The organism is Mumia sp. Pv4-285 (genome assembly GCF_041320275.1).
GTDB lineage: Bacteria > Actinomycetota > Actinomycetes > Propionibacteriales > Nocardioidaceae > Mumia > Mumia qirimensis.
Map to the genome: position 1 here is coordinate 996,613 of NZ_CP162023.1, position 17,113 is coordinate 1,013,725.

Sequence of the window (17,113 nt, forward strand, 5' to 3'; positions counted from 1 at the left end):
GGTATAGGGGGTGCGGATGTCGATCCGGCAAGGACTGCTCGCGCTGCTGTCACAGCAGCCGATGTACGGCGCTCAGCTGCGCGCCGAGTTCGAGGACAGAACCGCTGGCACGTGGCCGCTCAACGTCGGACAGGTCTACACCACCCTGGGTCGCCTCCAGCGCGACGGTTTCGTGGAGTCGGCGGGCGAGCCGGACGAGGAGGGCCGGATCACCTACCGGCTCACCGACGTGGGTCGGACCACCGTGGGGGAGTGGTTCGCCTCGTCGGTCTCGCCCGATGCCGACCCTCGCGACGAGCTGACCATCAAGGTCGCGCTCGGCGTCACCTTGCCGGACGTCGACGTCAGGTCCGTCGTCCAGACGCAGCGCGTCGACTCGATGCGCCACCTCCAGGTGCTCACCCGCCGCAAGCGGGCCGCGGTCGAGAAGGACGATCTCGCTCGCGAGCTGGTGCTCGAGCGTTCGATCTTCGCGATCGAGGCGCAGGTGCGCTGGCTCGACCACATGGAGTCACGGATCCGACGGAGCCACCGCCGTACGACCACCCCCGCCGCAGAGGAGAACGCGCGATGACCATCCCCGACGACGTCGAGGTCCTGCTCGAGATGCGGGACGTGCGCCGTACGCACGGTGAGGGTGCCGCCACCGTCTACGCATTGCGTGGTGTCGACCTCCGGTTGGCGGCCGGTGAGCTCGTCGCAGTCATGGGGCCCTCCGGCTCCGGCAAGTCGACGCTGCTCAACCTCGCCGGCGGTCTCGACGCACCGACGGCCGGAGAGATCATCGTGGAGGGACGGTCGCTCGCGACGTACGGCCGCAACGAGCTCGCCCGCGTACGCCGCCGCGGCCTCGGCTACGTCTTCCAGGACCTGAACCTCATCCCGAGCCTCACCGCCGCCGAGAACGTCGCGCTTCCGCTGGAGCTCGACGGGGTTCGAACCCGCGACGCCCGCGAGGAGGCGCTCCGCTCGCTCGACGAGGTCGGCACTGCCGAGCTCGCCGACCGCTTCCCCGACGAGATGTCGGGCGGCCAGCAACAGCGGGTCGCGATCGCGCGCGCCCTCGTCGGACCACGACGCGTGCTGCTCGCCGACGAGCCCACGGGGGCGCTCGACTCCGAGACCGGCGAGGAGGTGCTCGCCGTCCTGCGTCGTCGCGTCGATGCGGGAGCGGCCGGGCTCCTCGTCACCCACGAGGCACGCCACGCAGCCTGGGCCGACCGCGTCGTGTTCCTGCGCGACGGTCTCGTCGTGGACGCGGCCGACGCACGGGAGATCCCGGTGGGCATCGGCGAGGTGGCACCGGCATGAGTGCCGTCCTCGCTCGTTGGCGACTCGCACTCCGGATGGCCCGCCGCGACATCCGGCGCTCGAAGGGTCGCAGCGTCCTGGTCGCCGTGATGGTGGGCACCCCCGTGATGCTCGCGGTGGTCCTCTCGACCCTGTACGCCACCGATGACGTCACGCCGCTCGAGGACATGCCTGCGACGCTGGGGCAGTCGGCGGCACGGCTGTCGTGGGCGGGCGCTCCGATCGAGCAGTCCCCGGACGGCAGGGCAGGCGGAACGGGCCCTGGCGGGCAGCTTGCCACCGAGCCCAGCCCCGATCGCATCCGTCAGCTCCTGCCGGGCTCCGACGTCGTGGAGCTGCACAGCACTTGGGCGCCGCTCGTGACCCGTTCGGGTGTCGAGGTCCTCGAGGTCGACACCACGCACCCCGTGACCGACGGGATGGTCGCGGTGGTCGACGGGCGCCTCCCCCGACGTGTCGGCGAGGTGGTGGTCACCCCCAAGCTGCTCGACCAGCTCGGCGCCGCTGTGGGTGAACGCGTCGAGCTAGGCGGGCAGCAGGTCACCGTCGTCGGGACGGGGACCTTCGGTACGGTCGCGCCGTACCCGAACAGTGCCGGCGTCGTCGCTCTGCCAGGGACGCTCGTCCTTCCCGACGACCCCGAGCAGGCGTCGGTCTCCTCCGAGTACCTTGTCGACCGCGTCGCGCCGGTCACCTGGGAGGACGTCAGACGCCTCAACGCGGAGGGCTTCTGGGTGACCTCGCGGTACGTCCTCGAGAACCCTCCTTCGGTCGGCCTGTACGAGACGGGGCAATGGGGCGAGCAGGACGCCGCCCAGCAGGCCGTCTTCGTCGTCATCACCACCGCGATCGTCCTGCAGGTCGTCCTCCTCGCAGGGCCTGCCTTCGCGGTCGGGGTCCGTCGCCAGCGGCGTGACCTCGCGCTCGTGGCCGCCGCTGGCGGGAGCCCTGCCGACGTCCGTCGCACGGTGCTCGCTCAGGCGGCGTTCCTCGGCGCCGGCGCTTCGCTCGCCGGCGCTGTGCTCGGGCTCGTGGTGACGCCGCTCGTCATGGCCGCCATCACGCGATGGGGCGACGAGGGTTTCGGGCCGTACGACGTGATGTGGCCTGCGGTCTTCGCTGCGCTGCTCCTCGGCACGGCCGCGTCCGTGCTGGCGGCGCTCGTCCCAGCGCGGCAGGTCGCGCGCCAGGAGGTCACCGCGGCGCTCGTCGGACGCTCGCCGGAGCCCAGTCGCCGAGCGGGCTGGCCGTTGGTCGGTCTTGCGCTCATCGTCGTCGGCCTGGGCGTCTGCTTCACCCGTGGGACCCGTACGGGCGGCGAGGTCGCCGTCGCCGGTGGCACGGTTGCCGTCGTCCTCGGCACCGTCTTCCTCACGCCGCTGGTGATCGGGCTGCTCGGTCGGGCCGGCAGACGTCTTCCGCTCCCGCTGCGCCTCGCGGTCCGTGACACGGCCCGACAGCGCTCACGCAGCACGCCGGCGATCGCTGCGGTCATGGCGACGGTCGCAGGCATCACCGCCCTCGCGATCGCGGGGGCCAGCGACTTCGAGCAGAGCCGTCGCTCCTACACGTTCATGTATCCGATGGGGACGACGGTGCTCTCCCAGTACGACGGAGCGGTCGACCGAGCCGTCGAGTCGGCCGAGGAGGCGAGCGGAGTCAGCTTCACCGGGATCGGCAGTGCCGGAGACCACGGTGACGAGAACGGGACGGGCTGGATCGATGTCGCGGTCGAGAGCCCGAGCATGACCGACTGGTCGGGCTACACCCAGGTGGCGGTCGCGACGCCTGCAGAGCTCGGAGCCTGGGGTGTGGAGCTGACGCCGCAACAGGTCAGTGCCCTGGATGCCGGGGGCGTGCTCGTCGGCGACAGCGTGGCGCTCGACGAGGGACGCGTGACGCTGACCGTGTACGACGTGCAGGAGGACGGAACGGGTGAGGGCCGCTCCGTCGCCCTCGACGGGACGCTCGCCGACCTCGGGATGGGGGCTGTGCCCCAGGGCCCGGAGCCCACGGTGGCGCTCGCCGTCGTCTCGCCGGAGACCGCCGCCGCCCAGCGGATCCCGTACGAGCGCGCGACGGCGATCGCCGGAGACGAGCTCTCGCCGCGGCAGCTCCACGACACGAAGGCCGCCCTGCGGGATCTCCCGGGTGACCAGGACGTCTCGACCGAGCGGGGTTTCCAGGAGACGTTCACGGTGGTGCTGGTCCTGCTCCTCGGCGCTGGCGGGCTCGCAGTGCTGATCGGGACGCTCACGGCGACTGGTCTCGCGCTCGCCGATGCTCGGGCGGACCTCGCGACGCTCGCAGCCGTCGGCGCCGGCCCGCGGACCCGCCGGACCGTCGCGGCGGCGCAGGCCGTCGTGCTCGGCACCCTCGGGGCGCTGATGGGGGTCGCGGTCGGGTTCGCACCCGGCCTTGCGGCGACCTGGCCGATGACGGTCGACCGGTGGGGTTCGGGCGTGGAGACCACCGGACCCGTCGTCGACATCCCGTGGGGCGTGCTCGCAGCCATCGTCTTCGTCGTCCCGCTGATCGCGGCCGCAGCATCGGCGCTGGTCGTACGCAGCCGCCTCCCGCTGACCCGGAGGCTCGCGCAGTGAAGCCGATCGTCACTAGTCCGTCACGCACTGTTACGCAACCGTTACCGCGGAACGGAAACAATCTGAGTACCTGTCGCGTCTACAGTGAGCACAAGGTACGGCACAAGGTGTAGGGGGCACTGATGTCGCACATCGATCTTGCAGAACGCCAAAGAAGGGCCGCTCGGCTGCGCATCGCGCAGCTGGTCGCACTCCGACGGGCCACCGTCGGGGGCGCCGAGCGGATCGTCAGGGAGGCCGCGAAGTCGTCCTGAGCACGCCCACGTAGCCTGCGGGAGTGCCCACCTTCAATCTCGGGACCTCCCGGCTCATCGGGTTCGACCTGGACATGACGCTCATCGACTCGCGTCCCGGGATCCGAGCCGTGTACGACGAGATCTCCACCCGCACCGGGGTGGAGATCGACTCGTCTCTGGTGGTCTCGCGGCTCGGTCCTCCCGTGGAGGTCGAGCTTGCCCACTGGTTCGCCCACGACGCCGTCGCCGCGATGGCGGACCTCTACCGGTCTCTCTACGCCGGGATCGCGATCGAGCGCATCGCAGCCCTGCCCGGCGCGTACGACGCGATCGACGCGGTCCGCGAGCGCGGAGGCCGCGTCGCGGTCATCACCGCGAAGAACGCGCAGGACGCCGCCGCGCACCTCGACCACCTCGGCCTGCACGCCGACGAGGTACGCGGCAGGGCATGGCGCTCGGGCAAGGCCGACGCCCTGCGGGAGCTCGGGGCGCAGGCGTACGTGGGCGACCACGTGCACGACATGGAGGCTGCCGCCCTGGCCGGCGTACCGGGTGTCGGAGTGACCACCGGACCCTCGAGCCGTACGGAGCTGCAGGGCGCCGGGGCGGCGACGGTGGTCGACTCGCTCGAGCAGCTCGACGAGGTCCTGGACACCCTGTGACCGCGGGCCGTCGTGGCCTAGTCTTGGTGGTTGCGGCCGTGGCCGCCCGAGACGAAGGTGAGGTCAAGACGTGCCTGCTGGCAAGGTCAAGTGGTACGACGCCGACAAGGGCTTCGGGTTCCTGAGCCGCGAAGGCGGCGAGGACGTGTACGTGCGGGCCGATGCGTTGCCTGCCGGCGTCTCGTCGCTGAAGCCTGGGACCCGGGTCGAGTTCGGCGTCGCCGCAGGTCGTCGCGGTGACCAGGCGCTCCAGGTGCGGGTGCTCGATCCGACGCCCTCGGTCGCGAAGCAGCAGGCGAAGGCGCGTCGCAAGCCCCCTGAGGACATGGTCGTCATCGTCGAGGACACTATCCGGCTGCTCGACCAGCTCGGAGGCACCTTCCGCGCGGGCCGCTTCCCCGAGGGCCGGACGTCCAAGCAGACCGCGGCGCTCCTGCGGGCACTTGCCGACGAGCTCTCCGCCTGACGACCCACCGTGGACCCGGCCTGGTCGGGACTTGCCAGGTGCGGAAGAATGACCTCATGCCTGCCTCCAGCCGCGGTGCCGGCGCACGGACCTCGTCCGTTCGCGCCCCCAAGCTCGACGCCGTCACCGCCGCCGCGGTCGACGTAGCCCGTGCTGCGCTGATCGAGGACGTGGGCGAGAGCCAGGTCGGAGAGCACCTCGGCGTACGCCCCGAGGGCGACCGTGTCGTCACGCACGTCTTCGCCGCCCGCCTGGCCGGCTACCAGGGATGGCACTGGTCCGTCACGGTCACGCGCGCGTCGCGCCAGAAGAAGGTCACGGTCGACGAGATCGTCCTCCTCCCGGGCGACGACGCGATCGTCGCGCCGGACTGGACCCCCTACAAGGATCGCGTCCTTCCCGGCGACATGAGTCCCGGCGACCTGCTTCCGCCGGAGGACGACGACGTACGGCTCGCGCCGGCGTGGTTCGTCGGTGACGAGGCGGTCGACCCGTTGATCGATCCCACCTCCGTCCGCCCCGTGGCGGACGAGGTCGCGATCGGTCGTGTCGAGGTGCTGTCGCTCGAGGGTCGCGCCGCCGCCGCCCAGCGCTGGTACGACGGCGACCGCGGTCCGGACACGCCGATCGCCCAGCAGGCACCGGGGCGCTGCCGGGGGTGCGGCTTCATGGTGTGGCTCGCGCCGCCGCTGGGCGCGCTCTTCGGTGTGTGTGCCAACGCGATGGCCAACGACGACGGCAAGGTCGTGTCCTTCGACCACGGCTGCGGGGCTCACTCCGAGGCCCGCGTGAAGCGGGGAGCCCAGGGTGCAGTGCCGCCGGTCCACGACACCCTGACGGTGGATCCCGTGGTCGTCGACGTCGATCTGGCCTGACCTACCTTCCCTCGCCCGCGCCACTCACGTGTGGCGAGCGCCACGGACCAATTAGTTGTCTTGTGAAAGCTTCTCGTCATATAGTTGCGTTATCAAACTATCTATGGCGGGGGTGACGTGCGTGCTGCGAGACGAGACAGCCGAGCAGATCGCCGCGGCGCTCGGAAAGCTCGGCCGCGTGCTGCGGTCGTCGGCGCAACGCTGGGAGCGGCTCGACATCGGCGTCCGTCGTACGGACGTGTCGCTCCTTCGCCGGCTCCAGCGCGACGGCGAGCAGCGACTGAGCGACCTGGCCGAGCCGCAGTGCGTCAGCGTGTCAGTGATCAGCAGGCAGGTCGCCACGCTGGAGCACGACGGGCTCGTCGTACGCCGTGTCGATCCGACGGACGCACGGGTCGTGCTGATCCGGCTCTCCGACGCCGGCCGTGACCGGCTGGCAGACATCACCCGTCGCTACGCAGCCTTCGTCCACCGCGCCCTCGTGGACTTCGACGACGTCGAAGCAGGGCGGATGGCAGAACTCATCGACCTCGCCGCGGACCGCATGTCCGCTGAGCTCGACTCACCACCGAACGAGAGGATCCCCGTCGCGTGACCACTACCGCGCCCGTCGACACCAGCGAGGAGCTCAGCCACCGCGCCATCATGGAAGTGATGGTCGGCGTGCTGGCCGCGCTGTTCACCGCCCTCGTCAGCTCGACCATCGTCGCGAACGCGCTGCCGACGATCATCGCCGACCTCGACGGCACCCAGTCCCAGTACACGTGGATCGTCACCACCTCGCTCCTCGCGATGACCGTGTCGACGCCGATCTGGGCGAAGCTGTCCGACCTCTTCAACAAGAAGCTGCTCATCCAGCTCGCGATCGTCACGTTCGTCGTCGGCTCGGTCATCGCCGGGTTCTCGCAGAGCGTGCCGATGCTCCTCGTCGCCCGCGGCCTCCAGGGCCTGGCGATGGGCGGCATCACCGCGCTCGCCCAGGCGATCATCGGCTCGATCATCCCGCCTCGTGAGCGCGGCCGCTACGCGGGCTACATGGGCGGCGTGATGGCACTGGCCACCGTCAGCGGACCGCTCGTCGGAGGCGTCATCGTCGACTCCTCGCTCGGCTGGCGATGGACCTTCTTCGTGTGCGTGCCGTTGGCGGTCATGAGCCTCGTGGTCCTCCAGCGCTACCTGAAGCTCCCGACCCTCGTGAGGGACGTCAAGGTCGACTACGTCGGCGCCGTCCTCATCGCGATCGCCGCCAGCATGCCGCTCCTGTGGGTCACCTTCGCCGGCGGCTCGTTCGCGTGGATGTCGTGGGAGAGCGCGCTCTTCGTCGGCGGGACGATCGTGGCGACCGTCGCCTTCGTGGTCGTCGAGTCGAAGGTCGCCGAGCCGATCGTGCCGCTCAAGGTCTTCCGCGACCGGACGACCGCGCTCGCCATCATCGCGAGCGTCGCGGTCGGCATCGCCATGTTCGGCAGCTCGGTCTTCCTCGGCCAGTACCTCCAGGTCGCCCGCGGCTACAGCCCGACCGACGCGGGCCTCATCACGATCCCCATGATGGTGGGCTCGCTGATCGGCACGATCGGGTCCGGCAGCCTCATCGTCCGCTACGGACGGTGGAAGGGCTTCCTGGTCGCCGGCTCGATGCTTCTGATCGCGGGGCTCGGCCTCCTGGGCACGATCGACCACGCGACGGTGCTGTGGCACCTGTGGATCTTCATGTTCCTGATGGGCCTCGGCATGGGCATGCTCATGCAGAACCTGGTGCTCGCGGTCCAGAACACGGTCGACGTCACCGAGGTCGGCGCGACCTCGGGAGCAGTGGCGTTCTTCCGGTCGCTCGGCGGAACGGTGGGCGTCTCCGTCCTCGGCGCGATCCTGGCCTCGAGCGTCACGGACAAGATCACCCAGGGCCTCGCGGCGATGGGCGTCTCCGGGTCCGGTTCGGACGCGTCCGGCACGCTCGACCTGGCGCACATGCCGGCGCCGATCGCCGACCTCGTGCGCACGTCGTACGGCGACGCGACGGGGGAGATCTTCGTCGTGGCGGCAGCCGTCGCGGTCGTCGCGCTGATCGCGGTCCTCTTCATCAAGGAGGTCCCGCTGCGCACCACCGTCCGCAAGACCGACGTCGTCGAGGAGAGCAGCGAGCGCGAGGTCGTCGGCGCGCGCTGATACCGGGTCACCACGTACGAGGGGCCGCTCCCACCGGGAGCGGCCCCTCGCCGTACGCAGTGTCAGGCTCCGGCGTGGCCGCCGTCGTCCTCGTCGGCCTCGAGTGCGACCTTCCGGCGTCGGCAGTACTCGACGCCCATCAGGCCGAGCCCGAATCCGGCCAGGCAGGTCCACAGCCACCAGACGTCGCCGTTGCGCTGGAGCGTGCCGAGGAAGGGAAGCAGACCGAGGAACACGGCGAGCCACAGGATCGCCCCCACGGTCATCGTCCGGATGCCGTCGACGTCCAGCGGCTTCGGGTCGGGGACGACGCGGTGGACGGTGCTCCCGATCTCCAGCTCGGTGACCTCGGGCCGGTCGAGGCCGTGCGGTCGTCGACGCGCGGTCGCGGGCTCGGAGACGGCGGGCGTGGGCGCAGGCGGTGCCGGCTTCTCGACGGCGGGCGCGGGCGCAGGTGCAGAGGTCGCGGACGCCGAACGGCGCCCGCCGGTTGCGGGCTTCTCCTCCGGTTGGGCACGATCAGCCTTGCGGCTCCCGCTGTGACCCCGGCCACGCCTCGGCGTCGGTTCTGAGGTGAGTTTCCGCTTGCCTGCCGCCACGCCCTTACAGTACCTCCCTGGGGAACTGTCCTACTTCGTACCGTCAGGAGCTTCATGTCCACCCAGACTGCGACCGGTTCGCTGGACCGCTACTTCAAGATCTCCCAGCGCGGGTCCACCGTCGCTCGCGAGCTCCGTGGCGGAGTCGTCACGTTCTTCACGATGGCGTACATCATCGTGCTGAACCCGATCATCATCGCCGGCGTCCAGGACGCCGACGGCAACTATCTCGGCGGCGGCTCGCAGGCCCAGGCGTTCGCGCTCGTCGCGGCCGCCACGGCGCTCGTGGCGGGGGTGATGAGCATCCTCATGGGTGCCGTCGCCAACTTCCCGCTCGCGATGGCGACCGGGCTCGGGCTCAACGCGTTCGTCGCGTACTCCATCGCGAGCCAGATGACTTGGGCCGACGCGATGGGCCTCGTCGTCATCGAGGGCATCATCATCCTCGTCCTGGTCCTGACGGGCTTCCGGAAGGCGGTCTTCGACGCGGTCCCGCTGCCGCTCAAGATGGCGATCTCGGTCGGCATCGGGCTCTTCATCGCGCTGGTCGGCCTTGTCAACGCCGGCGTGGTCCGGACGACCGGCAACCCGTCGCCCCCCATCGGGCTCGGCATCGGCGGCGAGCTCTCGGGCTGGCCGGTGTTCGTGTTCTGCATCGGCCTGGTCCTCATGATCAGCCTGTACGCCCGCGGCGTCCGCGGCGCCATCCTCATCGGCATCCTCGCGACCACCGTGATCGCGGTCGTCGTCGAGGCGATCACCGACACGGGATCCTCGGGCGGCGACCCCACGTCGAAGGGCTGGAACCTCAACGTCCCGACGAGTCCGGAGAAGTTCGTCGACATGCCGGACTTCTCGCTGCTGGGTGACTTCTCGCTGCTCGGCTCGTTCGAGTCCGTCGGCTTCGTCACCGCGGTGCTGCTGGTCTTCACGCTCCTGCTCGCCGACTTCTTCGACACGATGGGCACGATGACGGCGATCGGCGCCGAGGCCGACCTCAACGACGAGGACGGCACGCCTGAGGGTGCGCAGCGGATCCTCGTCATCGACTCGATCGGCGCTGTCGCCGGTGGTGCCGCGAGCGTCTCCAGCAACACCGCGTACGTCGAGTCCGCCTCCGGCGTCGGAGACGGTGCGCGGACGGGCCTCGCCGCGATCGTGACCGGCGTGCTGTTCCTGCTCGCCACGGTCTTCTCGCCGGTCGTCGCGCACATCCCGAACGAGGCGGCCGTCCCGGCGCTCGTGCTCGTCGGCTTCCTGATGATGCAGCAGGTGAGCGAGATCCCGTGGAAGGACATCGAGCTCGCGCTCCCCGCCTTCCTCACGATCGCGCTCATGCCGTTCACCTACTCGATCAGCGTCGGGATCGGCGCCGGCTTCCTGTCGTACGTGCTCATCAAGGTCGTGCGTGGCAAGGCGAACCAGGTCCACCTGCTGATGTGGATCGTCGCCGCGCTGTTCCTGGTGTACTTCGCGATCGACCCGATCACGCGCTGGCTGAGCTGACCCCTCTCCCGGGCGGTGACTCCGACCTCACCGCCCGGGTGACCGGGAACATTCGTTAACAGTTTTAATTAACACTGGCAACGACCTACTCTGGACGTATGCCCACCGATGCCCAGAAGCTCGCCGCCGCCGTCGCCCGGCTCAACCGGCGACTCCGGCAGGAGCGGCACTCCGACCTCACGCCCAACCAGATCAGCATCCTCGGCACGCTGCACCACCACGGTCCGCTGACCCCCGGTGCGATCGCGGCGATCGAGCACGTCCAGCCCCCGTCGGTCACCCGCACCGTCAACTGCCTCGTCGACAACGGGCTCGCCGAGCGTGCGACACACCCGTCCGACCGCCGTCAGGTCGTCGTCTCCATCAGCGACGAGGGCCGAGCCGGCCTCGCCGCCGAGCGGGACCGTCGCGACACCTGGCTCGCCGGCCGCCTCGCCTCCCTCACCACCGAGGAGCGCACCGTCCTCCGCGACGCGTCCGCGCTGCTCGAGAAGCTGGTCGTGAGCGAGTGAGTCCCACGTTCCGCGCTCTGTCCGTCCGCAACTACCGGGTCTACGCCTCGGGTGCCCTCATCTCCAACGTCGGCACCTGGATGCAGCGTGTCGCTCAGGACTGGCTCGTCCTCGCGCTCACGGGCAGCGGGCTCGCCCTCGGCATCACGACCGGGCTGCAGCTCTTGCCCGCGCTGCTCTTCTCACCGCTCGCCGGCGTCGTCGCCGACCGCTTCCCCAAGCGGCGCGTCCTCATGGTCACGCAGGTCGCGATGGCCGTCCCCGCGGCGCTGCTCGGCGTGCTGGCCATCACGGGCGTCGCTCAGGCCTGGCACGTGTACGTGCTCGCGTTCGTCTTCGGGGTCGCGACGGCGTTCGACGCCCCCGCGCGTCAGTCCTTCGTCGTCGAGATGGTCGGCAAGGACGACCTCGCCAACGCCGTCGGCCTCAACAGCGCCTCGTTCAACTCCGGACGCATGATCGGTCCGGCCGTCGCGGGTGTCATGATCGCGGCTCTCGGGTCGGGCGTCGTCGCCACCGGCTGGGTCATCCTGCTCAACGCGGTGAGCTACTTCGCCGTCTTCATGTCGCTGCTCGCGCTCCGCACCCACGACCTCCGGCCTGCGACGCCGGCATCGCGGGGCAAGGGGGCGGTGCGTGCCGGTGTCCGTTACGTCCGCTCGCGGCCTGATCTGATCCTGATCCTCACGACCGTCTTCTTCGTCGGCACGTTCGGCATGAACTTCCAGATGACCTCGGCCCTGATGGCGACCGAGGTGTTCGGCAAGGGCGCGCAGGCGTACGGCGTCCTGGGCTCCATCATGGCGATCGGCTCGCTCGCCGGGGCGCTCGTCGCTGCCCGCCGCGAGCGTCCGACCCGCCGGCTGGTGGTCGGCGCCGCGCTGGTCTTCGTGGCCGTCGAGGTCACGTCCGGGCTCATGCCGACCTACCTCACCTTCGCCCTCGTGCTGCCGCTGCTCGGACTCAGCGCGCTGACGATGGTCACCGCCGCCAACGCCTACATCCAGCTCACGGTGACACCGCAGATGCGTGGTCGGGTCGCCGCGCTCTACCTCATGGTGTTCATGGGCGGCACGCCGCTCGGCGCTCCCGTGATCGGATGGATCGGCGAGGTCTTCGGTGCCCGGTGGACGCTGATCCTCGGCGGCATCGTCGCCGCGATCGGCATCCTCTCCGCGACGGCGTACTACCTCGTGCGCGGCGGGCTGCACCTGCGGCTCGACCTGCGGGCGCGTCCGCGGATCGCGGTCGTGCCGCGCGATCCGCGCGCGGCGGTCCGTGCCGGCGACGCGGTCGAGGCCGCCGAGGACGCGGCGTCGCTGGACGCCGGTGTCGCCGAGGCGCCCGCGCCGGTGCGCGCTGACGTCTGACCACGGAGCGAGAAACCCTCGCGCGGACTCGGCACCGTGGCACGCTGGACGCATGGCTCCGACCGACGTGGAGGACCGGCTCCCCTGGGAGCTCTATCTGGCGGTCCTGAGCGCGGAGGTCGACAGGATCCTCCAGGTCTCCCAGGACCTGGACGCATCCGTGCCCAACTGCCCCGGCTGGACGGTCCGAGACCTGCTCGACCACGTCGCGCGCGTGTTCCGGCACAAGGTCGAGTCGATCCGTACGGCGAGCGAGCCGCCCTGGCCGATCACCGGCCTCGACAGCTCCGACGTCCGACGCCTTCTCGCGGACGAGGCAGCCGTCCTGATCGCCGAGCTGCAGCAGCGCGGACCCCGCCAGATCCGCCACACCTGGTACCCCGACGACCAGTCGAACGGCTTCTGGTTCCGCCGGATGGCGCTCGAGGCGACGGTTCACCGTGTCGATGCCGAGCAGGCCGCGGGCGTGTCGGTCCAGCGGGTCGAGCACTCGGTCGCCGAGGACGGGATCGACGAGTTCCTGAGCGTGCTGGTCGGAGGCCCGTGGTGGGACGACGAGGACGAGACGGCGCACCCCGTCGACGCCGTCGTCCGCATCCGCGCGGGCGCACGGTCGTGGACGGTGGACCTCTCGCGCACCCAGGTCGTCGTGACGGCCGGGAGCGACGGCACCGCGGATCTTGATCTCGAGGGCGACCCGCACGACGTCTACCTGTGGCTGTGGGGACGCGGCGACGCCACCACGTTCACGCTGGAGGGCCGCAAGGAGCTCCTCGAGGCGGTGCACGGACGCTTCGCCGAGGCGAGCGCGTAGGCCGACCGTCTGTACGGGGCGCGGGTCGACCCGATACTGTCGCTCCTCGGGGGCCAGTCAGTCGATCACCGAGCAGGAGCGACCCCGAGTCCATGAACCCGCGACACCGGAGGGCCTTGATCCCCGGGCTCCTCGTGATCCTTCTCGTCATCGTGCTGATCGCCGCGCTCGCGCGCGAGGCCGGGGCCGCTGACGACGAGACCGAGGCCGACGTCGAGCCGGTGAGCACGATCACCGACGCCCGCGTCCCCGAGTCCAGTGCTCTCGTGGTGAGCAAGCGCGATCCTGAGCTCGCCTACACGGTCAACGACTCCGGCAACGAGCCGACGGTCTTCACTGTCGAGATCTCGACCGGTGACGTCGTCGGAGCGACGCGCCTGCGTGGCGCCGAGCTCGTCGATGCCGAGGCGTTGACGATCGACCAGGACGGCACGCTCTGGGTGGCCGACATCGGCGACAACGACGCGATCCGCTCGACCGTCTCGCTGTACGCCATGGAGGAGCCGGTGCTCGGCGAGAAGTCGGTCCGACCGCTCCGCTACCAGGTGCGTTACTCCGACGGGAGCGCCGATGCCGAGGCGCTGCTCGCCGCCCCCTCCGGGCGCGGCATGTTCATCGTCTCCAAGGGGCTTCTCGGTGGCCAGGTCTACCGGCTACCCCAGACTCTCAGCCGGACGAGCGTCAACGTCGCGGAGCCGCTCGCCGACGCCGCGGCGCCCGCTCTGGTCACCGACGGCGACTTCCTGCCGGACGGCGAACGCGTCGCCCTTCGCACCTACCTCGGCGTCCACCTCCTCGACGCGGAGACCTGGCAGGAGACCTGGTCGGCGAGCCTGCCCGAGACGAGCCAGAGCGAGTCGCTCGCAGCCGAGCCCGACGGCACCTCGGTCCTCGTGGGCAGCGAGGGCCTCCCGTCGCCGATCCAGCGGGTGACCCTGCCCGAGGACCAGCGTGCCGCGATGCTCGCGCCCGCGAGCGGGATCATCGACCTCGACTGAGACCGCTCAGGCGGACAGGTGCTCGAACCTGAGCTTCTCAACCACGTGGTCGATGCAGCGGGTGAGCTGTGAGATGTCGTCGGGGTCGACCGCCGGGAACGTCGCGATCCGTAGCTGGTTGCGTCCGAGACCGCGGTAGCCGTCGACGTCGAGGATGCCGTTCTCGCGCAGCGCAGCCGAGACCGCACCGGCTTCGACGCCCTCGAGGTCGATCGTGACGACCGTCGACGACTGCTTGCCGGGGTCGGAGACGAACGGGGTCGCGTAGTCCGACTGCGCCGCCCATCCGTACAGCCGTGACGACGAGTCCTCGCAGCGCGCCACCGACCAGGGCAGCCCGCCGTTGTCGAGGATCCACCGAAGCTGGTGGTCGGTCCAGAACAGCGACGCGAGGGGCGGGGTGTTGTAGGTCTGGTCCTTGCGGGAGTTCTGGAGGGCTGTGGTCAGGTCGAAGAATGCCGGGATCCAGCGGTCGGAGGCGGCGATCTCCTCGACCCGCGCGACGGCAGCGGGCGACATCAGGGCGAACCAGAGCCCGGCGTCGGATGCGAGGGCCTTCTGGGGTGCGAAGAAGTAGACGTCGCACTGGGCGGGGTCGAGCGGCACCGCCCCGGCGGCTGATGTGCCGTCGATCAGCACGAGCGCGTCGTCTGCCGCGCCCTCGACCCGACGGACCGGAGCCGTGACGCCGGTCGACGTCTCGTTGTGCGTCCAGGCGTAGGTGTCGACGCCGTCCTCGGCGACCGGGTCGGGGTGGCTCCCGGGCTCGGCGCGCAGGACGGTCGGCTCGTCCAGGAACGGCGCACCGGCCACCGCCTTCGCGAACTTCGCGCCGAACTCGCCGAACGCCAGGTGCTGGCTGCGGTGGCGGACCAGCCCGAACGTCGCGGCGTCGAAGAACGCCGTCGACCCACCGACCCCGAGGACGACCTCATAACCGTCGGGGAGCGAGAACAGCTCGCGCATCTGCGCGCGCACGGACCCGACCAGCTCACGCACCGGTGCCTGACGGTGAGAGGTGCCGATCAGCGTCGACGACGCGAGCGCCTCCATCGCCTCGTGGGGGACCTTGGAGGGTCCTGAGCCGAATCGGCCGTCGGACGGGAGGAGCTTCTTGGGGATCTGCACGAGCGCCATTCTTCACGGTGGGCGTGACAGATGTCAGGGCGAGGTCGTGACGTTCGGCGTACGAGCGGGCGCACCGTCCGCACGAGGATCGAGGCATGACGAAGAAGGCCGACGCGATGACCGCTCCAGCGGTGCTCCTCGACGACGTGGTGAAGACGTTCTCCTCTGCCGGAGGCGACGTCATGGCGGTGGACCACCTCACGCTCCAGATCCAGCCGGGGGAGGTCGTCGCCTTCCTCGGACCCAACGGCGCCGGGAAGACGACGACGATCGACGTGCTCCTCGGGCTCGCCGAACCGGACTCCGGCACGGTCGCCGTGCACGGGATGAAGCCGCGTGCCGCGATCGCGCGGGGCTCCGTGTCGGCGGTGATGCAGACCGGGGGGCTGCTCAAGGACTACACGGTCGGCGAGACGGTCGAGCTGGTCGCATCGCTGCACCCGTCCTCGCGGCCGGTGGGTGAGGTCCTCGAACGCGCCGGGATCGCCGACGTCCGGTCCCGGCTGGTCGGCAGGTGCTCCGGCGGCCAGCAGCAGCGGCTCCGGTTCGCGATGGCGCTGCTGTCCGACCCCGACCTCCTCGTCCTCGACGAGCCGACGACCGGCATGGACGTGGAGGGGCGCCGCGACTTCTGGGCCGCGATCCGCGCCGACGCCGTACACGGTCGTACGACGCTCTTCGCGACGCACTACCTCGAGGAGGCGGACGCGTACGCCGACCGGATCGTCCTGGTCCGGCGTGGCCGCGTCGTCGCCGACGGCACACCTGCCGAGATCAAGGCGCTCTCGTCGGGACGTCTCGTCCGCGCGACGCTCCCGTCCGCGGACGGCACCGCGCTGGCCCGGATCCCCGGTGTCGAGTCGGTCGAGATCCGCGGAGACGTCGTCTCGGTGCGTGCGAACGACAGCGACGCGGTCGCCCGCTACCTGCTGACCAGCACCGTCGCGCGGGACGTGGAGGTCACCTCGCGCAACCTCGAGGACGCCTTCGTCGCTCTGACGGGGAGCGCATCGGACGCGGCTCTCACCTCCGACACCGAGCGCGTGGTCGCCGACCGTCCGACCGAAGGAGTCCTCGCATGAGCACCACCACGCTCGACCGCCGCGTCGCGACCCTGGGCGGCTTCTCGCTGACCTTCCTGCGCCTCGAGCTGCGGCGGATGCTGCGCAACCGGCGCACGTTGATCTTCACGCTGGTGATGCCGGCGGCGTTCTTCCTCCTGTTCGGCACGAGCAGGAGCTACCGCGACGAGTCCGCGGGCGCCGGCAACGTCACGGCGTACGTGATGGTGAGCCTGGCGCTGTACGGCGCGATGGTGGCCACGACCAGCGGGGGAGCGATGGTCGCGACCGAGCGTGCGCTCGGCTGGAGCCGGCAGTTGCGACTGACGCCCCTCAACCCGCTGGCGTACGTCGTGGTGAAGGTCTGCGTGGCGATGGTGCTCGGCGGCGCGTCGGTGGTCGTCGTGAACGTCGTCGGTCGGCTGTCGGGGGCGGACCTGTCGTGGGGGCGGACGCTGGCGTGCGCGCTGCTGGCGTGGGTGTGCTCGCTCGTCTTCGCAGCGTTCGGTCTCTTCATGGGATACCTCCTGCGGAGCGAGAACGTCATGCAGGTGCTCGGACCGGTGCTCGCCGTGCTGTCGTTCGCGGGCGGCCTGTTCGTCCCCGTCGACCAGCTCGGTGACGTGTTCGGCACCGTCGCGCAGCTGACACCGGTCTACGGCGCGGCCGAGATCGTACGGGCCCCGCTGGGAGCCGACGCCGACCTGTGGACGGCGGCGCTGAACGTGCTGGTCTGGCTGTGCGTCTTCGTGGGAGGTGCCGTGTGGCGGTTCCGCCGGGACACGGCTCGGGTGTGAATACGCTGA

17 protein-coding genes are annotated in these 17,113 nt (G+C 70.5%); 15 read left to right on the plus strand and 2 right to left on the minus strand.

The window, feature by feature from the left end:
- Positions 1-16: 16 nt before the first annotated feature.
- From AB3M34_RS04800 to AB3M34_RS04835, 8 genes are all read left to right on the plus strand, one after another.
- Positions 17-574 carry a PadR family transcriptional regulator gene (locus AB3M34_RS04800; protein ID WP_370617950.1) on the plus strand — a complete coding sequence of 186 codons (558 nt, stop codon included), beginning with the start codon at positions 17-19 and terminating at the stop codon, positions 572-574.
- Positions 571-1,311, plus strand: a complete 741-nt coding sequence (locus tag AB3M34_RS04805; RefSeq protein ID WP_370617951.1) for an ABC transporter ATP-binding protein — start codon at positions 571-573, stop codon at positions 1,309-1,311. Before AB3M34_RS04800 ends, AB3M34_RS04805 begins: the two co-directional genes overlap by 4 nt.
- Entirely contained in the window at positions 1,308-3,914 is a 2,607-nt protein-coding gene (locus tag AB3M34_RS04810; RefSeq protein ID WP_370617952.1) for an FtsX-like permease family protein, read from the plus strand. Before AB3M34_RS04805 ends, AB3M34_RS04810 begins: the two co-directional genes overlap by 4 nt.
- A 277-nt stretch (positions 3,915-4,191) precedes the next feature.
- Complete coding sequence (locus AB3M34_RS04815) at positions 4,192-4,812, plus strand: HAD family hydrolase (protein WP_370617953.1); 621 nt, start codon at positions 4,192-4,194, stop codon at positions 4,810-4,812.
- A 70-nt stretch (positions 4,813-4,882) separates the two neighbouring features.
- A complete protein-coding gene (locus AB3M34_RS04820) occupies positions 4,883-5,278 on the plus strand; it encodes a cold-shock protein (protein ID WP_370617954.1) in 396 nt (131 codons plus the stop codon).
- 56 nt (positions 5,279-5,334) lie between these two features.
- A complete protein-coding gene (locus tag AB3M34_RS04825; protein ID WP_370617955.1) occupies positions 5,335-6,153 on the plus strand; it encodes a DUF3027 domain-containing protein in 819 nt (272 codons plus the stop codon).
- A 103-nt stretch (positions 6,154-6,256) separates the two neighbouring features.
- Positions 6,257-6,748, plus strand: coding sequence for a MarR family winged helix-turn-helix transcriptional regulator (locus AB3M34_RS04830; protein ID WP_370617956.1), 492 nt, complete (start codon positions 6,257-6,259; stop codon positions 6,746-6,748).
- On the plus strand, positions 6,745-8,319 hold the full coding sequence (locus tag AB3M34_RS04835) for an MFS transporter (protein ID WP_370617957.1): 1,575 nt from the start codon (positions 6,745-6,747) through the stop codon (positions 8,317-8,319). The genes AB3M34_RS04830 and AB3M34_RS04835 overlap by 4 nt, the downstream gene beginning before the upstream one ends.
- A gap of 62 nt (positions 8,320-8,381) precedes the next feature.
- Here AB3M34_RS04835 and AB3M34_RS04840 read toward each other — a convergent pair whose 3' ends face one another.
- Positions 8,382-8,918, minus strand: a complete 537-nt coding sequence (locus AB3M34_RS04840) for a hypothetical protein (protein ID WP_370617958.1) — start codon at positions 8,916-8,918, stop codon at positions 8,382-8,384.
- A 54-nt stretch (positions 8,919-8,972) separates the two neighbouring features.
- Here AB3M34_RS04840 and AB3M34_RS04845 point away from each other — a divergent pair, with 54 nt between their 5' ends.
- The 5 genes from AB3M34_RS04845 (at position 8,973) to AB3M34_RS04865 (ending at position 14,118) form a co-directional block, all read left to right on the plus strand.
- On the plus strand, positions 8,973-10,424 hold the full coding sequence (locus AB3M34_RS04845) for an NCS2 family permease (protein WP_370617959.1): 1,452 nt from the start codon (positions 8,973-8,975) through the stop codon (positions 10,422-10,424).
- Between the two features lie 98 nt (positions 10,425-10,522).
- A complete protein-coding gene (locus AB3M34_RS04850) occupies positions 10,523-10,936 on the plus strand; it encodes a MarR family winged helix-turn-helix transcriptional regulator (protein WP_370617960.1) in 414 nt (137 codons plus the stop codon).
- The gene (locus AB3M34_RS04855) at positions 10,933-12,306 is read left to right on the plus strand and encodes an MFS transporter (RefSeq protein WP_370617961.1); all 1,374 of its coding nucleotides are present in this window, start codon (positions 10,933-10,935) and stop codon (positions 12,304-12,306) included. The genes AB3M34_RS04850 and AB3M34_RS04855 overlap by 4 nt, the downstream gene beginning before the upstream one ends.
- Positions 12,307-12,358: 52 nt before the next feature.
- Entirely contained in the window at positions 12,359-13,120 is a 762-nt protein-coding gene (locus tag AB3M34_RS04860) for a maleylpyruvate isomerase family mycothiol-dependent enzyme (protein WP_370617962.1), read from the plus strand.
- A gap of 92 nt (positions 13,121-13,212) precedes the next feature.
- Positions 13,213-14,118, plus strand: a complete 906-nt coding sequence (locus AB3M34_RS04865) for a hypothetical protein (protein WP_370617963.1) — start codon at positions 13,213-13,215, stop codon at positions 14,116-14,118.
- A gap of 6 nt (positions 14,119-14,124) precedes the next feature.
- Here AB3M34_RS04865 and serC read toward each other — a convergent pair whose 3' ends face one another.
- Entirely contained in the window at positions 14,125-15,255 is a 1,131-nt protein-coding gene (gene serC, locus AB3M34_RS04870) for a phosphoserine transaminase (RefSeq protein ID WP_370617964.1), read from the minus strand.
- A gap of 107 nt (positions 15,256-15,362) precedes the next feature.
- Here serC and AB3M34_RS04875 point away from each other — a divergent pair, with 107 nt between their 5' ends.
- Positions 15,363-16,328, plus strand: coding sequence for an ABC transporter ATP-binding protein (locus AB3M34_RS04875; RefSeq protein ID WP_370619943.1), 966 nt, complete (start codon positions 15,363-15,365; stop codon positions 16,326-16,328).
- A complete protein-coding gene (locus tag AB3M34_RS04880; protein ID WP_370617965.1) occupies positions 16,325-17,104 on the plus strand; it encodes an ABC transporter permease in 780 nt (259 codons plus the stop codon). The genes AB3M34_RS04875 and AB3M34_RS04880 overlap by 4 nt, the downstream gene beginning before the upstream one ends.
- The last annotated feature ends 9 nt before the right edge of the window (positions 17,105-17,113 follow it).

Excerpts from the sequence above, each read along its gene's own strand:
- AB3M34_RS04860 (WP_370617962.1), top strand. The coding sequence starts at position 12,359 with ATGGCTCCGACCGACGTGGAGGACCGGCTCCCCTGGGAGCTCTATCTG.
- AB3M34_RS04810 (WP_370617952.1), top strand. The coding sequence starts at position 1,308 with ATGAGTGCCGTCCTCGCTCGTTGGCGACTCGCACTCCGGATGGCCCGC.
- AB3M34_RS04830 (WP_370617956.1), top strand. The coding sequence starts at position 6,257 with ATGGCGGGGGTGACGTGCGTGCTGCGAGACGAGACAGCCGAGCAGATC.
- AB3M34_RS04880 (WP_370617965.1), top strand. The coding sequence starts at position 16,325 with ATGAGCACCACCACGCTCGACCGCCGCGTCGCGACCCTGGGCGGCTTC.
- AB3M34_RS04850 (WP_370617960.1), top strand. The coding sequence starts at position 10,523 with ATGCCCACCGATGCCCAGAAGCTCGCCGCCGCCGTCGCCCGGCTCAAC.
- AB3M34_RS04805 (WP_370617951.1), top strand. The coding sequence starts at position 571 with ATGACCATCCCCGACGACGTCGAGGTCCTGCTCGAGATGCGGGACGTG.
- AB3M34_RS04825 (WP_370617955.1), top strand. The coding sequence starts at position 5,335 with ATGCCTGCCTCCAGCCGCGGTGCCGGCGCACGGACCTCGTCCGTTCGC.
- AB3M34_RS04865 (WP_370617963.1), top strand. The coding sequence starts at position 13,213 with ATGAACCCGCGACACCGGAGGGCCTTGATCCCCGGGCTCCTCGTGATC.
- AB3M34_RS04800 (WP_370617950.1), top strand. The coding sequence starts at position 17 with ATGTCGATCCGGCAAGGACTGCTCGCGCTGCTGTCACAGCAGCCGATG.
- serC (WP_370617964.1), bottom strand. The coding sequence starts at position 15,255 with ATGGCGCTCGTGCAGATCCCCAAGAAGCTCCTCCCGTCCGACGGCCGA.
- AB3M34_RS04845 (WP_370617959.1), top strand. The coding sequence starts at position 8,973 with ATGTCCACCCAGACTGCGACCGGTTCGCTGGACCGCTACTTCAAGATC.
- AB3M34_RS04875 (WP_370619943.1), top strand. The coding sequence starts at position 15,363 with ATGACCGCTCCAGCGGTGCTCCTCGACGACGTGGTGAAGACGTTCTCC.